This window comes from Xanthomonas sp. NCPPB 1754 (assembly GCF_041475725.2).
GTDB lineage: Bacteria > Pseudomonadota > Gammaproteobacteria > Xanthomonadales > Xanthomonadaceae > Xanthomonas > Xanthomonas euvesicatoria.
In genome coordinates this window covers 2,611,621-2,627,084 of sequence record NZ_CM192982.1, presented here as the reverse complement: position 1 = coordinate 2,627,084, position 15,464 = coordinate 2,611,621, and the positions used below count along the sequence as shown (strand labels likewise).

Annotated in this window: 15 protein-coding genes; 5 read left to right on the top strand and 10 right to left on the bottom strand. The window is 65.3% G+C overall.

Annotation, left to right across the window (positions count from 1 at the left end; all coding sequences use genetic code 11):
• Positions 1-129: 129 nt before the first annotated feature.
• On the bottom strand, positions 130-450 hold the full coding sequence (locus tag ACCQ15_RS11560) for a DUF1244 domain-containing protein (RefSeq protein ID WP_008572376.1): 321 nt from the start codon (positions 448-450) through the stop codon (positions 130-132).
• 49 nt (positions 451-499) lie between these two features.
• Here ACCQ15_RS11560 and folD point away from each other — a divergent pair, with 49 nt between their 5' ends.
• The 3 genes from folD (at position 500) to guaA (ending at position 4,737) form a co-directional block, all read left to right on the top strand.
• The gene (gene folD / locus ACCQ15_RS11555; RefSeq protein ID WP_008572374.1) at positions 500-1,411 is read left to right on the top strand and encodes a bifunctional methylenetetrahydrofolate dehydrogenase/methenyltetrahydrofolate cyclohydrolase FolD; all 912 of its coding nucleotides are present in this window, start codon (positions 500-502) and stop codon (positions 1,409-1,411) included.
• Positions 1,412-1,592: 181 nt separating this feature from the next.
• Positions 1,593-3,050, top strand: a complete 1,458-nt coding sequence (gene guaB, locus ACCQ15_RS11550; RefSeq protein WP_008572372.1) for an IMP dehydrogenase — start codon at positions 1,593-1,595, stop codon at positions 3,048-3,050.
• A 121-nt stretch (positions 3,051-3,171) separates the two neighbouring features.
• Positions 3,172-4,737 carry a glutamine-hydrolyzing GMP synthase gene (guaA, locus tag ACCQ15_RS11545; protein WP_014090311.1) on the top strand — a complete coding sequence of 522 codons (1,566 nt, stop codon included), beginning with the start codon at positions 3,172-3,174 and terminating at the stop codon, positions 4,735-4,737.
• Positions 4,738-4,898: 161 nt separating this feature from the next.
• On the opposite strand, the gene ACCQ15_RS11540 is transcribed toward guaA, so the two are convergent.
• The 5 genes from ACCQ15_RS11540 to ACCQ15_RS11520 form a co-directional block, all read right to left on the bottom strand.
• The gene (locus ACCQ15_RS11540; protein WP_372169030.1) at positions 4,899-5,252 is read right to left on the bottom strand and encodes a zinc-binding dehydrogenase; all 354 of its coding nucleotides are present in this window, start codon (positions 5,250-5,252) and stop codon (positions 4,899-4,901) included.
• Positions 5,171-5,869, bottom strand: coding sequence for an MDR/zinc-dependent alcohol dehydrogenase-like family protein (locus ACCQ15_RS11535; RefSeq protein WP_372380588.1), 699 nt, complete (start codon positions 5,867-5,869; stop codon positions 5,171-5,173). The genes ACCQ15_RS11540 and ACCQ15_RS11535 overlap by 82 nt, the downstream gene beginning before the upstream one ends.
• Before the next feature lie 136 nt (positions 5,870-6,005).
• The gene (locus ACCQ15_RS11530; RefSeq protein ID WP_506187838.1) at positions 6,006-6,587 is read right to left on the bottom strand and encodes a DNA-3-methyladenine glycosylase I; all 582 of its coding nucleotides are present in this window, start codon (positions 6,585-6,587) and stop codon (positions 6,006-6,008) included.
• Between the two features lie 108 nt (positions 6,588-6,695).
• Entirely contained in the window at positions 6,696-7,481 is a 786-nt protein-coding gene (locus ACCQ15_RS11525; RefSeq protein WP_136732567.1) for an SDR family oxidoreductase, read from the bottom strand.
• A complete protein-coding gene (locus ACCQ15_RS11520) occupies positions 7,472-7,807 on the bottom strand; it encodes a nuclear transport factor 2 family protein (RefSeq protein WP_011347397.1) in 336 nt (111 codons plus the stop codon). Before ACCQ15_RS11520 ends, ACCQ15_RS11525 begins: the two co-directional genes overlap by 10 nt.
• A gap of 96 nt (positions 7,808-7,903) precedes the next feature.
• Between ACCQ15_RS11520 and ACCQ15_RS11515 the strand changes: the two genes are divergently transcribed.
• A complete protein-coding gene (locus ACCQ15_RS11515; protein WP_372380586.1) occupies positions 7,904-8,809 on the top strand; it encodes a LysR family transcriptional regulator in 906 nt (301 codons plus the stop codon).
• Positions 8,810-8,971: 162 nt separating this feature from the next.
• Here ACCQ15_RS11515 and ACCQ15_RS11510 read toward each other — a convergent pair whose 3' ends face one another.
• The 4 genes from ACCQ15_RS11510 to ACCQ15_RS11495 all read right to left on the bottom strand — a co-directional run bounded on the left by ACCQ15_RS11510 (position 8,972) and on the right by ACCQ15_RS11495 (position 14,343).
• On the bottom strand, positions 8,972-9,508 hold the full coding sequence (locus tag ACCQ15_RS11510; RefSeq protein ID WP_008571369.1) for an aldo/keto reductase: 537 nt from the start codon (positions 9,506-9,508) through the stop codon (positions 8,972-8,974).
• Positions 9,505-9,708, bottom strand: a complete 204-nt coding sequence (locus tag ACCQ15_RS11505) for an aldo/keto reductase (RefSeq protein WP_008571370.1) — start codon at positions 9,706-9,708, stop codon at positions 9,505-9,507. Before ACCQ15_RS11505 ends, ACCQ15_RS11510 begins: the two co-directional genes overlap by 4 nt.
• 597 nt (positions 9,709-10,305) lie before the next feature.
• A complete protein-coding gene (locus ACCQ15_RS11500; protein ID WP_506187837.1) occupies positions 10,306-12,744 on the bottom strand; it encodes a YbcC family protein in 2,439 nt (812 codons plus the stop codon).
• A 27-nt stretch (positions 12,745-12,771) separates the two neighbouring features.
• Positions 12,772-14,343, bottom strand: a complete 1,572-nt coding sequence (locus tag ACCQ15_RS11495) for a proton-conducting transporter transmembrane domain-containing protein (protein WP_372380584.1) — start codon at positions 14,341-14,343, stop codon at positions 12,772-12,774.
• Between the two features lie 109 nt (positions 14,344-14,452).
• On the opposite strand from ACCQ15_RS11495, the gene ACCQ15_RS11490 reads away from it, so the two are divergent.
• Complete coding sequence (locus ACCQ15_RS11490) at positions 14,453-15,343, top strand: LysR family transcriptional regulator (RefSeq protein ID WP_057682188.1); 891 nt, start codon at positions 14,453-14,455, stop codon at positions 15,341-15,343.
• The last annotated feature ends 121 nt before the right edge of the window (positions 15,344-15,464 follow it).

The following is a 15,464-nucleotide window of genomic DNA, read 5'->3' as shown; positions in this document are numbered from 1 at the left end:
GCGCAGGCGTCGGGTGCGCCACCCCTGCTCTACGCGGTACGGATCGCTCGTGCGCTCCGGCTCCTCAGTGCGCCCACATCCCGCCAAAGATTGACGGGACGTTCTGGCAGGCGCGCTCACCGATGCCTACTAGCCATGCTTGCGCTGGGCGGCGGCGAAGGCTTCCAACTGCTCGGGCGTGGCGTCTTTCTGATGCTGCTGTTTCCACTGGGCAAATGGCATGCCGTAAACGGCTTCGCGCGCCTGTTCCTTGGTCATGGCCTGGCCTTGCGCTTCGGCCGCTTCGCGGTACCAATCGCCCAGGCAGTTGCGGCAGAAGCCGGCGAGAATCATCAGGTCGATGTTCTGCACATCGGTACGGTCCTGGTTGAGATGCTGCAAGAGCCGGCGAAATGCTGCCGCTTCGATCGAAGTGGTGCTTGAATCGGTGCGTGAGGTGGTGTCGGTCATGGCGGAATCGGGGACAATAGACGGCCTTCGACTCTACACCTGACGCCCCATGACCGCTTCTGCGCCAGCCGCCTCCGCTTCGGCCCGCCTTCTCGATGGTCGCCGCATTGCCGAGGAATTGCTCGACGGATTGAAGCTGCGGGTGGATGCGCGGCTGGCCGCCGGCAAGGCGCGACCCGGGCTGGCGGTGGTGCTGGTCGGTGGCGATCCGGCATCGTCGGTGTATGTGCGCAACAAGCGGCGCGCGGCCGAGAAGGTCGGCATCGAAGCCTTCGATTACGACCTGCCGCAGGGCACCAGCGAAGCCCAGCTGGCGTCGCTGATCGATGAGCTCAATGCCGACCCCAAGATCCACGGCATTCTGATCCAGCTGCCGCTGCCGGGCATCCCCGATGCCAACCGGCTGATACAGCGCATCGACCCGCGCAAGGACGTGGACGGATTCCATCCGCAGAATGTCGGGCATCTGGCCTTGCGCGAATTCGGGCTACGCCCGTGCACGCCGCGCGGCATCGTGACCTTGCTCGGGCATACCGACCAACCGGTGCGCGGCCGCAATGCCACCATCGTGGGGGTGAGCAACCACGTGGGCCGGCCGATGGGGTTGGAGCTATTGATCGCCGGCTGCACGGTCACCAGTTGCCACAAATTCACCCCGCCCGATGTGCTGGAAGCGAGCGTGCGCAATGCCGACATCCTGGTGGTGGCGGTGGGCCGCCCGGGCCTGATTCCGGGCGAATGGGTCAAGCCGGGCGCGGTGGTGATCGATGTCGGCATCAACCGGCTCGATGATGGCCGCCTGGTGGGCGACGTCGGCTTCGACGCCGCCGCGCAGCGCGCGGCCTGGATCACCCCGGTGCCGGGCGGGGTAGGGCCAATGACCGTGGCAACGCTGATGCAGAACACCATCGAGGCCGCCGATGCCGCCGGGAGTGGGGATTCGGGATTGGGGATTGGTTAACCGCAGCGGCCACGCGCACGCGTCGGCCCATCCGGATTGCATCCGAGATCGGCCGGCCATCGGCATCCTGACAAACAAGCGAACGGCGAACGGTGCAGGGCCCGCCGTTGCGAATCCCGACTCCCCAATCCCGGCTCCAATGCGTTAAAATGCCGCGCTTCCCCAAAACTCGGGTCCGCCGATGCTACGCATCCAGGCTGAAGCTCTCACCTACGACGACGTTTCGCTCGTCCCCGCTCATTCGATCGTCCTGCCCAAGGACGTCAGCCTGGAAACCCGGCTGACGCGCGACCTGCGCCTGAAACTGCCGATTCTGTCGGCGGCAATGGACACAGTGACCGAACACCGTCTTGCGGTGGCCATGGCCCAGCTGGGCGGCATCGGCATCATCCACAAGAACCTGACCCCGCAGCAGCAAGCCGGCGAAGTGGCTCGGGTCAAGAAGTTCGAGTCCGGCGTGATCACCGAGCCGTTCACCGTCAGCCCGGACACGACCATCGGCGAAGTGCTGGCACTGACGCGCGCGCGCAACATCTCCGGCGTGCCGGTGGTGGATGGCAGCGAACTGGTCGGTATCGTCACCAGCCGCGACATGCGCTTCGAAAAGAAGCTCGACGATCCGGTCCGCCACATCATGACCAAGAAGGACCGCCTGATTACCGTGCGCGAAGGCGCCAGCGATGAGGAAGTGCTCGAGCTGCTGCATCGCAACCGGATCGAAAAGGTCCTGGTGGTCAACGACAGCTTCGAGCTGCGCGGCCTGATCACGGTCAAGGACATCCAGAAGAAGACCGACAACCCCAATGCCGCCAAGGACAGCGCCAAGCGTTTGCTGGTGGGCGCGGCGGTGGGCGTGGGCGGCGATACCGAGCAGCGCATCGAGCTGCTTGCCGCAGCCGGCGTGGACGTGGTGATTGTCGATACCGCGCATGGCCATTCGCAGGGCGTGATCGATCGCGTGGCGTGGGTCAAGAAGACCTATCCGCAGTTGCAGGTGATCGGCGGCAACATCGTCACCGGCGATGCGGCATTAGCGTTGATGGATGCCGGTGCGGACGCGGTCAAGGTCGGCGTGGGCCCGGGTTCGATCTGCACCACGCGAGTGGTTGCCGGCGTGGGCGTGCCGCAGATCACTGCGGTGGACATGGTGGCCGAAGCGCTGCAGGACCGCATCCCCTTGATTGCCGATGGCGGCATCCGCTATTCCGGCGACATCGGCAAGGCGCTGGTGGCCGGTGCCTCGACGGTGATGGTCGGCGGCCTGTTGGCCGGTACCGAAGAAGCGCCGGGTGAGGTCGAACTGTTCCAGGGCCGCAGCTACAAGAGCTACCGCGGCATGGGCAGCCTGGGTGCGATGGAGAAGGGGTCCAAGGACCGCTACTTCCAGGATGCCTCCGATGCCGACAAGCTGGTTCCCGAAGGCATCGAGGGCCGCGTGCCGTATCGCGGGCCGGTCGGCGGCATCATCCATCAGCTCATCGGTGGCCTGCGCGCGACCATGGGCTATGTGGGCTGCGCCACCATCGAAGACATGCGGACCAAGCCCAAGTTCGTCAAGATCACCGGCGCCGGCCAGCGCGAAAGCCACGTGCACGACGTGCAGATCACCAAAGAGCCGCCGAACTATCGCGCCGGGTAACCGGGAATGGGGAATCGCGAATCGGGAATCGTAAGAGCCCGCCGCCTCCTCATCCGATAGCGGTCGGCGCTGCGTTTGCTGTTGCGATTCCCTCATCCCGATTCTCGATTCCCGGCTCTCAATGACCAACATCCATACCGACAAGATCCTCATCCTCGATTTCGGTGCGCAGTACACCCAGCTGATTGCGCGGCGTATTCGCGAGATCGGGGTCTACTGCGAGATCTGGGCGTGGGATCACGATCCGTCGGAGATTGCCGGTTTCGGTGCCAAGGGCATCATCCTGTCCGGCGGCCCGGAGTCGACCACGTTGCCGGGCGCACCGGTGGCGCCGCAGGAAGTGTTCGATAGCGGCCTGCCGGTGTTCGGTATCTGCTACGGCATGCAGACCCTCGCCGCGCAATTGGGTGGTGCGACCGAGGCAGCGGATCAACGCGAATTCGGCCATGCCGAAGTGGACGTGGTGGCGGCAGATGCCTTGTTCTCCGGCCTCACCGACCACGCCGGCGCCTCGCGCCTGAATGTATGGATGAGCCACGGCGACCACGTGTCGCAGGTGCCACCGGGCTTCACCATCACCGCCACGACCGACCGCATTCCGGTGGCGGCCATGTCCAACGAAGCCAAGCGTTGGTACGGCGTGCAGTTCCATCCTGAGGTGACGCATACCTTGCAGGGCCAGACCTTGCTGCGCCGCTTCGTGGTGGATGTCTGCGGCTGCCAGACGCTGTGGACCGCGGCCAACATCATCGAGGACCAGATCGCGCGCGTGCGCGAACAGGTGGGCGACGATGAAGTGATTCTTGGGTTGTCCGGCGGCGTCGATTCGTCGGTGGTGGCCGCGCTGCTGCACAAGGCGATCGGCGACAAGCTGACCTGCGTGTTCGTCGATACCGGCTTGCTGCGTTGGCAGGAAGGCGACCAGGTGATGGCGATGTTCGCCGAGCACATGGGCGTCAAGGTGATTCGCGTCAACGCCGCCGACCGTTATTTCGCCAAGCTGGAAGGCGTCAGCGACCCGGAAGCCAAGCGCAAGATCATCGGCAACCTGTTCGTGGAGATCTTCGACGAAGAATCCAACAAGCTGGCCAATGCCAAGTGGCTGGCGCAGGGCACGATCTATCCGGACGTGATCGAGTCGGCCGGCAGCAAGACCGGCAAGGCGCACGTGATCAAGAGCCACCATAACGTCGGTGGCTTGCCCGAGCACATGAAGCTGGGCCTGGTCGAGCCGTTGCGCGAATTGTTCAAGGACGAGGTGCGTCGCCTTGGCGTGGAACTCGGCCTGCCGCGCACCATGGTGTATCGCCACCCGTTCCCGGGCCCCGGCCTGGGCGTACGCATTCTGGGCGAGGTGAAGCGCGAGTACGCCGAGTTGCTGGCCAAGGCCGACGCGATCTTCATAGACGAACTGCGCAAGGCCGACCTGTACGACAAGACCAGCCAGGCCTTCGCCGTGTTCCTGCCGGTGAAGTCGGTCGGCGTGGTCGGCGACGCCCGCGCCTACGAATGGGTGATCGCGCTGCGCGCGGTGGAGACCATCGACTTCATGACCGCGCATTGGGCGCACCTGCCGTACGACTTCCTCGGCACCGTGAGCAACCGCATCATCAACGAACTGCGTGGTGTGTCGCGCGTGGTCTACGACATCTCCGGCAAGCCGCCGGCGACGATCGAGTGGGAGTGATCCCGCGTGCGGCACTGCCCGGCACGGTCTAGCAAAATGTCCTGAGACCCGCGTAACTGCGGGCTTTGGGTTTTTGGGTCTGGCAAGTTCGGGTAGTGTTTTAGCCAGCGAAAGCTCCGTTGGGCGGGCTTTTGCTTCTGTGCTTTACGCTGCTCTACCAATTATCTCGTGAACACGGTCTTGCCCTGGGTGCGACCGTCGATCATGTTGCGGATCGCGTCGCGGGCTTCGGTCATCGGCACCACCGCTCCGACTTCGGGGGCGATGTTGTTGCGGATGACGAATTGCATCATGGCCTTCATTTCCTCAAGCGTGCCCATGATGGTGCCGCGGATGTCGATCTGTTCGACGAGGATGCGCAGCACGTCGGTTTCGGCGATGTTCCCGGTGGTGATGCCGTTGATCACCAGGACGCCACCGCGCTTGACCGCCTTCAGGCTGTCTGCCCATGTCGCCGCGCCGATGTTGTCGACGACTGCGTCAACGCGGCGTGGCAAGGCCTCGCCATGTCGCAATACCCGGTTGGCGCCAAGGCGTTCGGCAATGGCGGCCCCTTCATCATTGCGGTGGTGACCCACACTTCGAAGCCGGCAGCACGGCCCATCGGTATGAGCGCCGTCGACATACCGCCCGAAGCGCCCTGTACGAGAAGCGTCTGCCCCGGAATCAACCGTGATTTGGTAAAGAGCGAGCGATAGGCCGTGAGCCACGCGGTGCCGAGCAGCGAGGCGTGAAGCGGTGACAAACCGTCAGGAATAGGGACCGCGTTGCGTTTCGGGACGGCGACATAATCGGCCATCGTCCCGGGCACGAGTTCGCTGATAACGTGCCAGTGCGGGTCGAGGGTCTCGTCGCCTTTCCAGTCGTCGCTGCCCAGTACCGGATAGAGCACGACGGGCGTGCCGTCTTCGAGCACGCCTGCGGCATCGTTGCCCAGGATCATCGGGAAGGGGATCGGCTGCTCCTGGGAGGTCATGCCGCGCAGGGTGAAAATGTCGTGCCGGTTAAGGCTGGCATGGGTCACCTTCACGCGTACCCAGCCCTCTTGCACGATGGGCTCGGGGCGCTCTCCGACGACGACGGAGGCAAGCGGGTCGTCGACGTTGGCTTCTTTGGCGTAGACGGCAAACATGGTCGTTCTCCTTCAGTCGGTTGGACGTTTTGTGCCGCGCGCACGTGAAGTCGAAGTGAGCGCTGGCGCAAGGTTTGCCCTGCGGTACCGCAGTTGAAATCTGGCTTCCATGGGTCCAGCTGATGAGCCCTGCGCCCTAGCGGGTTCCTTGGTGCTCGAGATGGCGTCGGAAGCAGCCAAGCGAATGGTCGTTGACGATGCCGACCGCCTGCATCCAGGCGTGGATGATGGTCGGTCCGACGAACTTGAAGCCGCGTCGCTTCAGTTCCCTGGAGATGTTCTCGGACAGTGGCGTACTGGCCACCAGGCTTACACCGTCACCCAGGATGGGAACGCCAGCCGTGAAGGACCAGCAGAAGGCCGAGAAGTCTTCGCCGCGATCCTGCATGTCGCAGTAGATTTGCGCGCCCTTGATGGTGGCTTCGATCTTGGCCCGCGCACGCACGATGCCGGGGTTCGCCATCAGCCGCTCGATATCCTGCTCGTCGAAAGCGGCGACCTTGACCGGATCGAAACCCGCGAAGGCAGCGCGAAAGGCTTCGCGCTTGCGCAGGATGGTGATCCAGGCCAGACCTGCCTGGAACCCTTCCAGCATGAGCATCTCCCAGAGCATCCTTGGGTCGCGCTGGGGCACGCCCCATTCGGCATCGTGGTAGTCGCGCATCAGCGGGTCGTTCTGGGCCCAGCTGCAGCGTTCGCAAGATGGGTTCTCAGGCATGGTGTTGGCCTCTCTTCAATCAATCCGCGGGCTGGCATTGGGCAACCACTTCATCCACCGGCAAGGGGAGGTGAGCGGCGCGCTTGCGGGAATACCGCAAAGCCATGCCTACACCGTCCTGATCGTGCCGCCATCGATGACGAACTCGGCGCCGTGGATCGCCGCCGCACGATCGGCAGCGAGGTAGGCGATAAGATCGGCCACCTCTTCAGGTTCGGCTGCGCGCCCGATCGGGATACCGCCCAGGGCATCGAGCACAGACTGACGCGCTTGCTCGATCGTGCCGCCAGATTTGCTGAGCGTTTCCAGAAAGTCCTGCGTGGCCTCGGTCATGATCCAGCCCGGTGAGACGGCATTGACCCGCACGCCCTTGGGGCCGAGCTCTTTGGAAATCGACTTGCTGTAGGTCCGCAGCGCGGCCTTGGCGGCGGCATAGCCTGTCGTCGACTCGGGCAACGGCAGAACCGACTGAATCGAGGTGATGTGCACCACAACGCCGCTGCCACGCTCCAGCATCTGCGGAATCAACAGCCGATCGAGTCGCACGGTCGCCAGCAGGTTGAGGTTCAGTTCGGCAAGCCAGTGCTCGTCCGTCAGCGCGGCGAAACCTCCGGCTGGCGAAGAGGAGCCACCGACGACATGAGCCAGGATGTCGACGCCGCCAAGCCGCTCAAGCGCCGCCGTGGCAAACGCCTGGCCGCCTTCCGCGGTCGTCAGGTCGGTCTGCACGTATTCGACGCCTCCGATAGGGGTGTTGATCGTGCGAGCCGCGGTGATGACACGGGCGCCGCCAGCGAGGAAGCGCTCGACCGTGGCACGGCCCAGCCCCTTGGTGCCACCGCTGACGAGCACGCGCTTGCCGGCGAATTCGGTCGGATCTGCCTTCATGCCCATACCCTTGTCTCCAGGGTCTTGATGGCATCGTTGACCATCGTGAAACGATAGGTGAAGCGCAGCGGGCTACCGGGGAAGTCGCCATGGGTGGGGCCTTCGAGGACCACGACGCCGTCCTCTTCACGCACGGTATCGGGCTCGAAGATCGCCTTCACCGCGATCCCTTCTTCCTCGAGCAGTTGGCGGATTCTGGCCTGCCCCACGTATTGCTTGCCGTTGTCGATGAAAACGGCGTCCTCGTGGAAGTGTTTCATCATGCCGTCGAGATCGAGACGGATGTTTGCCTCGATGTAGTCGGCGATCGGGTTGGGTAGCTTGATTGACATGGTCATCTCCTCGGCGGTGATGGCGTCAATTTAGCGGTGGACTTTTCGCCTGATAAGCCAGATAAAGGCGCATGGAGTATCACGGAAAGCGGGATAATGACGCGTTATTCGCTGATCGAGCTTGAAGCGGTTCTCGCCATCGTGCGCTGCGGCTCGTTTCGTGCGGCGGCACTGGAACTGGACATGTCAACCACGGCTATCAGCAGCGCGGTAGGCAAGCTCGAGCGAGACCTTGGCGTGCGGTTGTTCAACCGCACCACGCGCAGCGTCTCGCTTACCGATGCGGGGCGGATGTTCGTCGACCGCATCAAGCCTGCCTTCGAGGGCATCCAGAATGCGCTGAACGCGGTGCGCTCCCATCAGGAGACGCCATCCGGTACCTTGCGCATCAATGCTTTTGCCACCGCCGCGCGGGAGATCATGGCGCCGCTGGTGTTGAGCTACCTGCAGCGCTATCCGCTGGTGCATGTCGACATCGTCACCGAGGGGCGACTGGTTGACGTGGTGGCGGCGGGCTTCGATCTGGCCGTGCGCAGCGCCGATCTGGTGCCCAGCGACGCGATCGCCATACCGCTGGGGCAGAGGCGGCGCATGTCGGTGGCTGCCTCTCCCGCCTTCTTCGAAAACCGGGCTATCCCGAAAGTCCCGCAGGATCTGCTCGCTTACCCCTGCGTTCGCGGTCGGCTTCCCGACGGTACATTGCTCAGGTGGCGGTTCGAGAAGGGCGGTGAAGAGCTGCAGCTGGAGGTCCAGGGACCGATCACGCTCGACGAGGCGTCGCTGGCGCGGATCGCGGTGGCCAATGGTGTGGGCATCGGCTATTTCATGGAGGCCGATATCCGCGAAGACATCGCCGCAGGGCGGCTCGTGCGCATCCTCGAAGACTGGACGCCGCCGCTCGCGCCGCTGTGCCTGTATTACTACAACCGGCGCAATTCTTCTGCGGCCTTCCAGGCCTTCATCGCGCTGGCACGTGACTACACGGCCGGACGGCTTGCGTAGCCCGCTTCGGCATCACGTGCGTCTAGTCCTGGAACTTGTGGATGGTGCGCCGACCTCTCCGTGTTGGAGCTGCATCCCGGACTTGCCATCCTTCTCACTGCTCCGTGGCGTTCTCGCCGTCTAGGCCCGGACCACGTCCGCTCCAGACGCAGGCAGGTCGGGCTAGAGCGGACGCTCGCCAAGGCTCCAACTCGGTCCCTCGAATGCATGACCGGCTGGAACCCGGCTTCTGGCGTTATAGCGTTGGATCCAACCCGGGTACGCGGCAGCGGGTCGGCTGACTTGGTCGAGTTCGGCCAGGTCCTCGCTCGAAAGCGTCAGTTCCAGCGCTCCGAGGTTCTCGGTCAGTTGCTCGGGGCGTTTGAGGCCGACGATGACGCTGGTGACCGCCGGACGAGAGAGCAGCCATGCGAGCGCGATCTGGGCAGCGGTCGCGTCATGCCGCGCGGCCACGGTCTTCAAGGTGTCGATGATGTCGTGCACCCGTGTTTCGTCAACCGGCGGAAAGGCGATCGACGCGCGGCGCGCGGTGTTGTCTGTGTGACCATGGCGATCGAACTTGCCGGAGAGCAGTCCGCCGGCCAGCGGACTCCAACATAGCAGGCCGATCTGTGCATCCATGACCGCAGGCACCAGCTCATGTTCGATGTCCCGCCCCGCGATGGAGTAGTAGGCCTGAAGGGAGGCGCACCGCGTCAATCGCCGCCGCCGTAGACGTCCGCTGTATCGATGAAGTTGATGCCGGCATCGAGGGCCTGGTCGACGATGGCGTTCGTCTCCTGCTGCGACAGGCGCCCAATGGCTGCACCCGCAGGCGTCGTGGCACCACCGAAGGTCATGCCGCCGAGGCAGAACTTCGACACGAAAAGACCGGTGCGACCAAACTGGGCGTAGTGCATGAGAGGTCCTCGCTGCCGTAGGGAAGAGGATCGCAGGACACGGGGAGATCACATTATCGAGCGGCAGCCCTCTCCAATCCATTATCGAAGCGACGCATTTCATCATCCACCGGCCAGGCATGGACCCTGTTCGACGCCTTCTCGCTGCTCCGCTTCGGCAGCCTGCTGACCACGCAGGGATGCGCAGGGGCGCCGGACACGGCGTTCCCATCCTGTCGGTAGACGGAGATGCTGGTGAGTGCACCCGCAACAATCTCACGCGTGCCGTCTGCCAAGCGAATATTGAAAGCTGCCGTGGTACGAGACACTGACGTTAGCCTGTCGCTGCCCGGCCGGCTCGCTGTATCTCCCACGAATGCAAGACCTGTGCTGCTGACGGCAGAGGCCTATGCCCATCACGGCCACTTCTTCAAGGATGTGGATTCGGAGCTCTGCCGAGGATGGGGTTGAACGAACTCAGCTGCTTTCGGCCATTGCCGGCGGACAACCCATCATTCCAAGGTGTTGATCCGATCCGGCGGGGTTTTCGTTGGCTTGGAGAAAATCCACTTCCTGCCCTCCCGCCTCCGGTCCGGTGGCGGGGTAGGCGAGTGTGTGTCATGCAAGCATCGGCACGGAGTGATCGCAGCTGCGTGCGCCGCTGGCGTTCTGCTCCCAACGCAGGTCGCCTGCATAGCGCTGCGCCATGCGGCCTTCGTCGTCCAGGGCGAACAGGTGCAGCCAGCGATTGTCGAACAGGGCGCGGACCTGCGGGTGGCGTTCGAGGATGGTGGCGATCGCTTCGGGCGGTGCTTCGATCAGCACGGAGAGCCGCAGCGGCTCGTGGGTCAGGCGTTGGCCGTCATGCACCGATTGCCACGGCAACCCGGTGCGCAGGATCCCGCCGTTGCCCTCGACCACACCGATGCCGCCGGTGACGTTGTGCAGCAGCTTGTTGCCGGCACCAAGACTCTCGGGCGCGACGGTGGATCCGTAGTACTGCAGGCTGATCCAGCTGGCGACGACGACCGGTGCGGTCAGGATCAACTCCAGCACGCCGAAGCCGTCGTCGTAGCGCCAGTCGTAGTCGTGGAGGAAGGCGCGTCCGGCCAGATCGCGCCCGGCAGTGCGCGAGCGCGTTGCGGCGATGAAGGCCTGGCAGCCGGCAAGTGCCCATTCGGGGCGAATCTCGGCCCAGTCGCGGGCACGATGTGCGATGTCCTGGCTGCGATGCGCGCGGGGCAGGCGCACGGCACGTTCCCCGCGCGCCAGCGCCCCGGCTGCGGCCAGCCACTGCCTCGCTTGGGCGAGATCGTCGGCATGCCCGGGCGAAGGGTGATCGGCGGTGTAGAGGGTGACCGCATCGGTCGTGGTGTCGTGCAGTGCAGCCAGGAATAACGTGTCGGCGGGAATGACGATGCCGCGTGCGGCAAGACCGGCGCGCACCTGGCTATCGTTGAGCAGCGAGGCGAGCAACCGCGCGTTCACTTCGCCCGAATAGCCGCCGCATGCGCCGCAGTGCAGCGCGCTCGCATGAGGGTTGTTGACCACTTTCGCACCATGGCCGGCGAGTACCACCAGCCGGGCGAAGCCGCCGGTGAACGACATCGCCTTGAGGATGCGCGTGGCCATGGTCAGCCGGGTCTCCAGGTCCAGCCCGTCGGCAGGGCGTGGCGCTGGCTCGTCCGGTGCATGCGGGCGGGCCAGCGCCAGCCCGTCGCGCAGCAGCTTGGCAACGTAGATCGGGCCGGTGGCCTCGACGAAGGCGAACGAGGAAATGGCCGCCAGCTTGAAGCGGCCCCAGGCGCGCTTGGCACGTGCCGCGATCCGTGCGCTGAGGTCGGAGGCGGCTGCCGACGACGTTGCATCTCCCGCGCAGGTGGTCACACCTGGCGTGAGCAATACGGGCAGGCGCGCTTCGACCACGTCCGAGGCAAACCGGCGATGCCCGATGCCCAAGCCGAAAAACCCTGCAAACCCGAGGGTCTGGATGCCCGAATCGAGGCTTTCCAGCGCCCGGCGGAAGACTTCCGAGCGCACATCGATGCAGAACGCCATTTGCAGCTTCACACGCCCAGATGCGACCTGGGCCGGCGATGGCGCGGCCAGCACGGCGTTGAGCTTGCGCTGCGCGGCACGTTCGGCCGCTTCCTGCAGGATGCTGTCGATGACATCGTCCGACGTTGCAGCGACCGGCTCGGCGTAGGCGGCAACGGCCCTCTGCCAGCCAGGCACCAGCGTGCAGGCGCCGTTGCCCAGCAGCGCGGCTTCCCAGAGCAGGCGGATGGCGAGCAGATCGGTGACGCATGCATCGGTTGCGCCGCTCAACTCTGCCTGCCAGAGCCGATACCGGGCGAGCTGGCCCCAGCCGCCCAACGTGGTCAGCAAGCGGTGGAAATAACCGTCCAGTGCGTCCTGCGAAAGTCCCAGGCGAGCGACGCAGTCGCCGATGGCGTCTTCGGCATTGGCTGGCGCCTCCGCCACATACCGTGCGAAACCTGCCAGGCCGGCGATTTCCGGAGTCAGATCGTGGGTCGCGATGATCCGCCAGGTGCTGTAGGCGCCACCGGACTGGCCGACCGCCCAGAGCGCCTGGCCCTGGTCGAAATAGCCGGCTGCCCAGTGACCGATGCGCTCGTTGACGATGCCGGGCCAGTCGACCGCATCCGCGTCGCGGGCCAGCTCGGCGACCGTGGGGAGCGCCTGCGGGGCAGGGCGTGCGGCTTGGACCGTCTGTTTCAGTGCGGGCAAGTTCGGCGGCCGCAGGGCTGCCGGCGCGTTCTGCAAGGCGGCTTGCAGATCCTGCTCGGCGATCTGGCCGGACTGTAGCCGCTCTGCATACCAGGACCGCGGCATGGTGATCGCGATACCGGACGCGCGCCGCAGTCGCGCCCCCGCCATTTCCAACGGCTCGCTGGCCTGGCCGAGGAAGGGGTTGACCGCAACGCTGGAGGCGAGCGGCCACAGCGGCGGGATGGCGCGTGCCGCACGTTGGGCGGCGGCGATGATCACATCGTGGGACAGGGACACAGGCATGGCGGTGGGCGTGGTGGTCATCAGCGTGGGGGCCTGGGGTGAAGGGGTTCAGGAGGTCTTGCGAATGGACCAGCCGCCGAGCAGGCGATCGATCGTGGCGTTGGCATACAGCCCATTGGAGAGGTGGACGCGGAGCCCGGCAGCCGCGGGGTGCGAGGCCCAGAGCGGGAACAGCGCCTGCGCCACCGCCACCAGCCCGAAGCTCAGTACCGCAAGCGTCATCAGCGTCCATTCCAGCCGCCCCGGTGCGGGCGTGCCTGGCAGCACGCCGGCCGTCAGCCATTCGGCAGCGGTCTGCAGCGCGAAGTAGCCGATCGCTGCGGCACTGGCGTAGATCGCCGTCCTGCGGGTAAGAGGGCGTGGCGCGGCATCGGCAAGGCCCTGGGCCAGCAGGTAGGCGACACCAAAGATCAGGATCGCGCCCAGTGCCAGCGCCTGTGGCGACTTGTGCTCGAAGCCGAAGGTGAACCCGAAGGCAGTGCCGATGCCGATATAGATCGCCAGTGCGATCAAAAATGCGCGGCCGACCGCCGACCCGTTCGGAACGGCGACCGGCCCGGGCCGGCGGATGGCCGCCACCTGCTCGACCGCTCGGCCGGAGGCCAGGAACGCGTGCGCCTTGTAGAGCGAGTGCGCCACGATGTGCAGCAGGGCCAGCGGGAACAGCGCCAGACCGCACTGGAGCATCATGAATCCCATCTGCGCGACCGTCGACCAGGCCAGCGAGGTCTTGACCGCCGGCTGGGTCAGCATCACCAGTGCACCGAACAAGGCGGTGAACCCGCCCAGCATGGCCAGCACGGCGAGCACGCCGGGGGCGGCGAGCATCAGGTCGGCAAAGCGGATCAGCAAAAAGCCGCCGCCGTTGACCACGCCGGCGTGCAGCAAGGCCGATACCGGCGTGGGCGCTTCCATCATCTCGGTGAGCCAGCCGTGGGTCGGGAATTGCGCCGATTTCAGCACCGCCGCGAGTGCGATCAGGGCGGCCGCCGCGACCAGCGCCCAGGAGTGCTGCCCGCGCGCGGCCAGCGCATTGATCGCGGCGATATCGGTCGTGCCCATGCTTTTCCAGATCAGCACCGCGCCGCAGGTCAGGGCGATACCGCCGGTGGTGGAGAACACGCGCTTCTTGCGTGCGGCGCGCTGCGCCTCGACGCGCTCGGGGTAGAACAGCAGCAGGCGATGCATCGCGATGCTGGTGGCGATCCAGGCGATGACGACCTGGACCAGGTTGCCGGCCTGCACCAGCAGCAGCACCGCTGCCAGCGCCATGCACAGCCAGCCGGTGAAATAGCCCTGGCGTGCCTCGCCGTCGAGATAGGTGCGCGCGTACCGCACCACGATCCAGCCAACGAAGGCCACCAGCAGGAGCATCGTCACGCTGACCGCGTCCAGCCGCGCGGACAGGCCGATATCGCCCCATCCGATCAGCGGGCTGGCGCCGGTGCCTCGCAAGAGCACCAGCGCCAGCGATGCGATCGCGATGCAGAGCGCGCCGAGCGCGGCGCCTTCGGCGAGGAGGGGAATCTTCAGTGGAGGCCGACCGCCGCGCCCCAAGGCGACGACAGCGGCGGTCAGCAACAGGAGTGGTGCGAACAGTGGGAGTAGATAGAGCGACAAGGCAATCCCCTAAGAACGAACGTGGTGGCGGGCCGCGCCACGATAGCGATCGGTGGGGTTGGATAAAAATTCATTGTTCTTGCGGATTCGTTCGTTATTATCGAACGATATGGCCGCCTTGAACTACAACCATCTGCGCTACTTCTGGGCGGTCGCGCACGACGGCAATCTCACCCGTACTGCCGAGCGTCTCAACCTCACCCAGTCGGCGCTTTCGGTGCAAATCCGCAAGCTGGAGGAGCGCCTGGGCCATGCGCTGTTCGAACGCCGCGGGCGACAACTGCATCTGACCGAGGCCGGGCAGATCGCGCTCGACCATGCCGATGCGATTTTTGCCACCGGCGATGAGCTGCTCGGCACGCTGCGGCAGACAGGTGCGGCGCGGCAGGCGCTGCGGGTCGGCTCGCTTGCCACGCTGTCGCGCAACTTCCAGATGGAATTCCTGCGGCCGCTGCTGGGCCGCACCGACATCGACCTCATCCTGCGTTCGGGCAGCGCGGGTGAACTGCTGCGCGCACTGGAGGCGCTCAATCTCGACGTGGTGCTGCTGAATCGGGCACCTGCCGGCGACGCGCTGTCCCCCTTCGTCACTCACCGGCTCGCGGAGTACCCGGTCAGCCTGGTGGGGACGCCGGATCGCCTGGGCCATGCGGCCAGCTTCGCCGACCGCCTTCGCAGCCACCCCATCATCCTGCCGACGGTGGATAGCAGCGTGCGCATCGGCTTCGACGCATTGGCCGACCGGCTGGGCGTGCGGCCGCAGATCGTGGCGGAAGTGGAGGACATGGCGATGATGCGACTGCTTGCCCGCGAGGACATCGGCCTGGCGGTTCTTCCGCCGATCGTGGTCAAGGACGAGATCGCCGCTGGCGCGTTGATGGAAGGCGATCAATTGCCGGACATCGTGGAGACCTTCCATGCGGTGACCATGTCGCGACGTTTCCCGAATCCTCTGCTCCGGCTTCTGCTGCAGCCCTCGACCAGGCCAGACAGCCCGTAATACTGCTCGGTTGCCATCTGCGGGCAGGCATGCAGACCCATGCATTGACAGGGGGCGCCAAGCCGCTGCAGTGCGGTCTTGAACGCAAGGCGCGCGTGCAGCCGCACCGCCGAAGCGCAGG

What these genes read in the sequence shown, in the direction of transcription:
- ACCQ15_RS11560 (WP_008572376.1), bottom strand. Translation starts at nt 450, where the DNA reads ATGACCGACACCACCTCACGCACCGATTCAAGCACCACTTCGATCGAA.
- folD (WP_008572374.1), top strand. Translation starts at nt 500, where the DNA reads ATGACCGCTTCTGCGCCAGCCGCCTCCGCTTCGGCCCGCCTTCTCGAT.
- guaB (WP_008572372.1), top strand. Translation starts at nt 1,593, where the DNA reads ATGCTACGCATCCAGGCTGAAGCTCTCACCTACGACGACGTTTCGCTC.
- guaA (WP_014090311.1), top strand. Translation starts at nt 3,172, where the DNA reads ATGACCAACATCCATACCGACAAGATCCTCATCCTCGATTTCGGTGCG.
- ACCQ15_RS11535 (WP_372380588.1), bottom strand. Translation starts at nt 5,869, where the DNA reads ATGTTTGCCGTCTACGCCAAAGAAGCCAACGTCGACGACCCGCTTGCC.
- ACCQ15_RS11530 (WP_506187838.1), bottom strand. Translation starts at nt 6,587, where the DNA reads ATGCCTGAGAACCCATCTTGCGAACGCTGCAGCTGGGCCCAGAACGAC.
- ACCQ15_RS11525 (WP_136732567.1), bottom strand. Translation starts at nt 7,481, where the DNA reads ATGGGCATGAAGGCAGATCCGACCGAATTCGCCGGCAAGCGCGTGCTC.
- ACCQ15_RS11520 (WP_011347397.1), bottom strand. Translation starts at nt 7,807, where the DNA reads ATGTCAATCAAGCTACCCAACCCGATCGCCGACTACATCGAGGCAAAC.
- ACCQ15_RS11515 (WP_372380586.1), top strand. Translation starts at nt 7,904, where the DNA reads ATGACGCGTTATTCGCTGATCGAGCTTGAAGCGGTTCTCGCCATCGTG.
- ACCQ15_RS11505 (WP_008571370.1), bottom strand. Translation starts at nt 9,708, where the DNA reads ATGCACTACGCCCAGTTTGGTCGCACCGGTCTTTTCGTGTCGAAGTTC.
- ACCQ15_RS11500 (WP_506187837.1), bottom strand. Translation starts at nt 12,744, where the DNA reads ATGACCACCACGCCCACCGCCATGCCTGTGTCCCTGTCCCACGATGTG.
- ACCQ15_RS11490 (WP_057682188.1), top strand. Translation starts at nt 14,453, where the DNA reads ATGGCCGCCTTGAACTACAACCATCTGCGCTACTTCTGGGCGGTCGCG.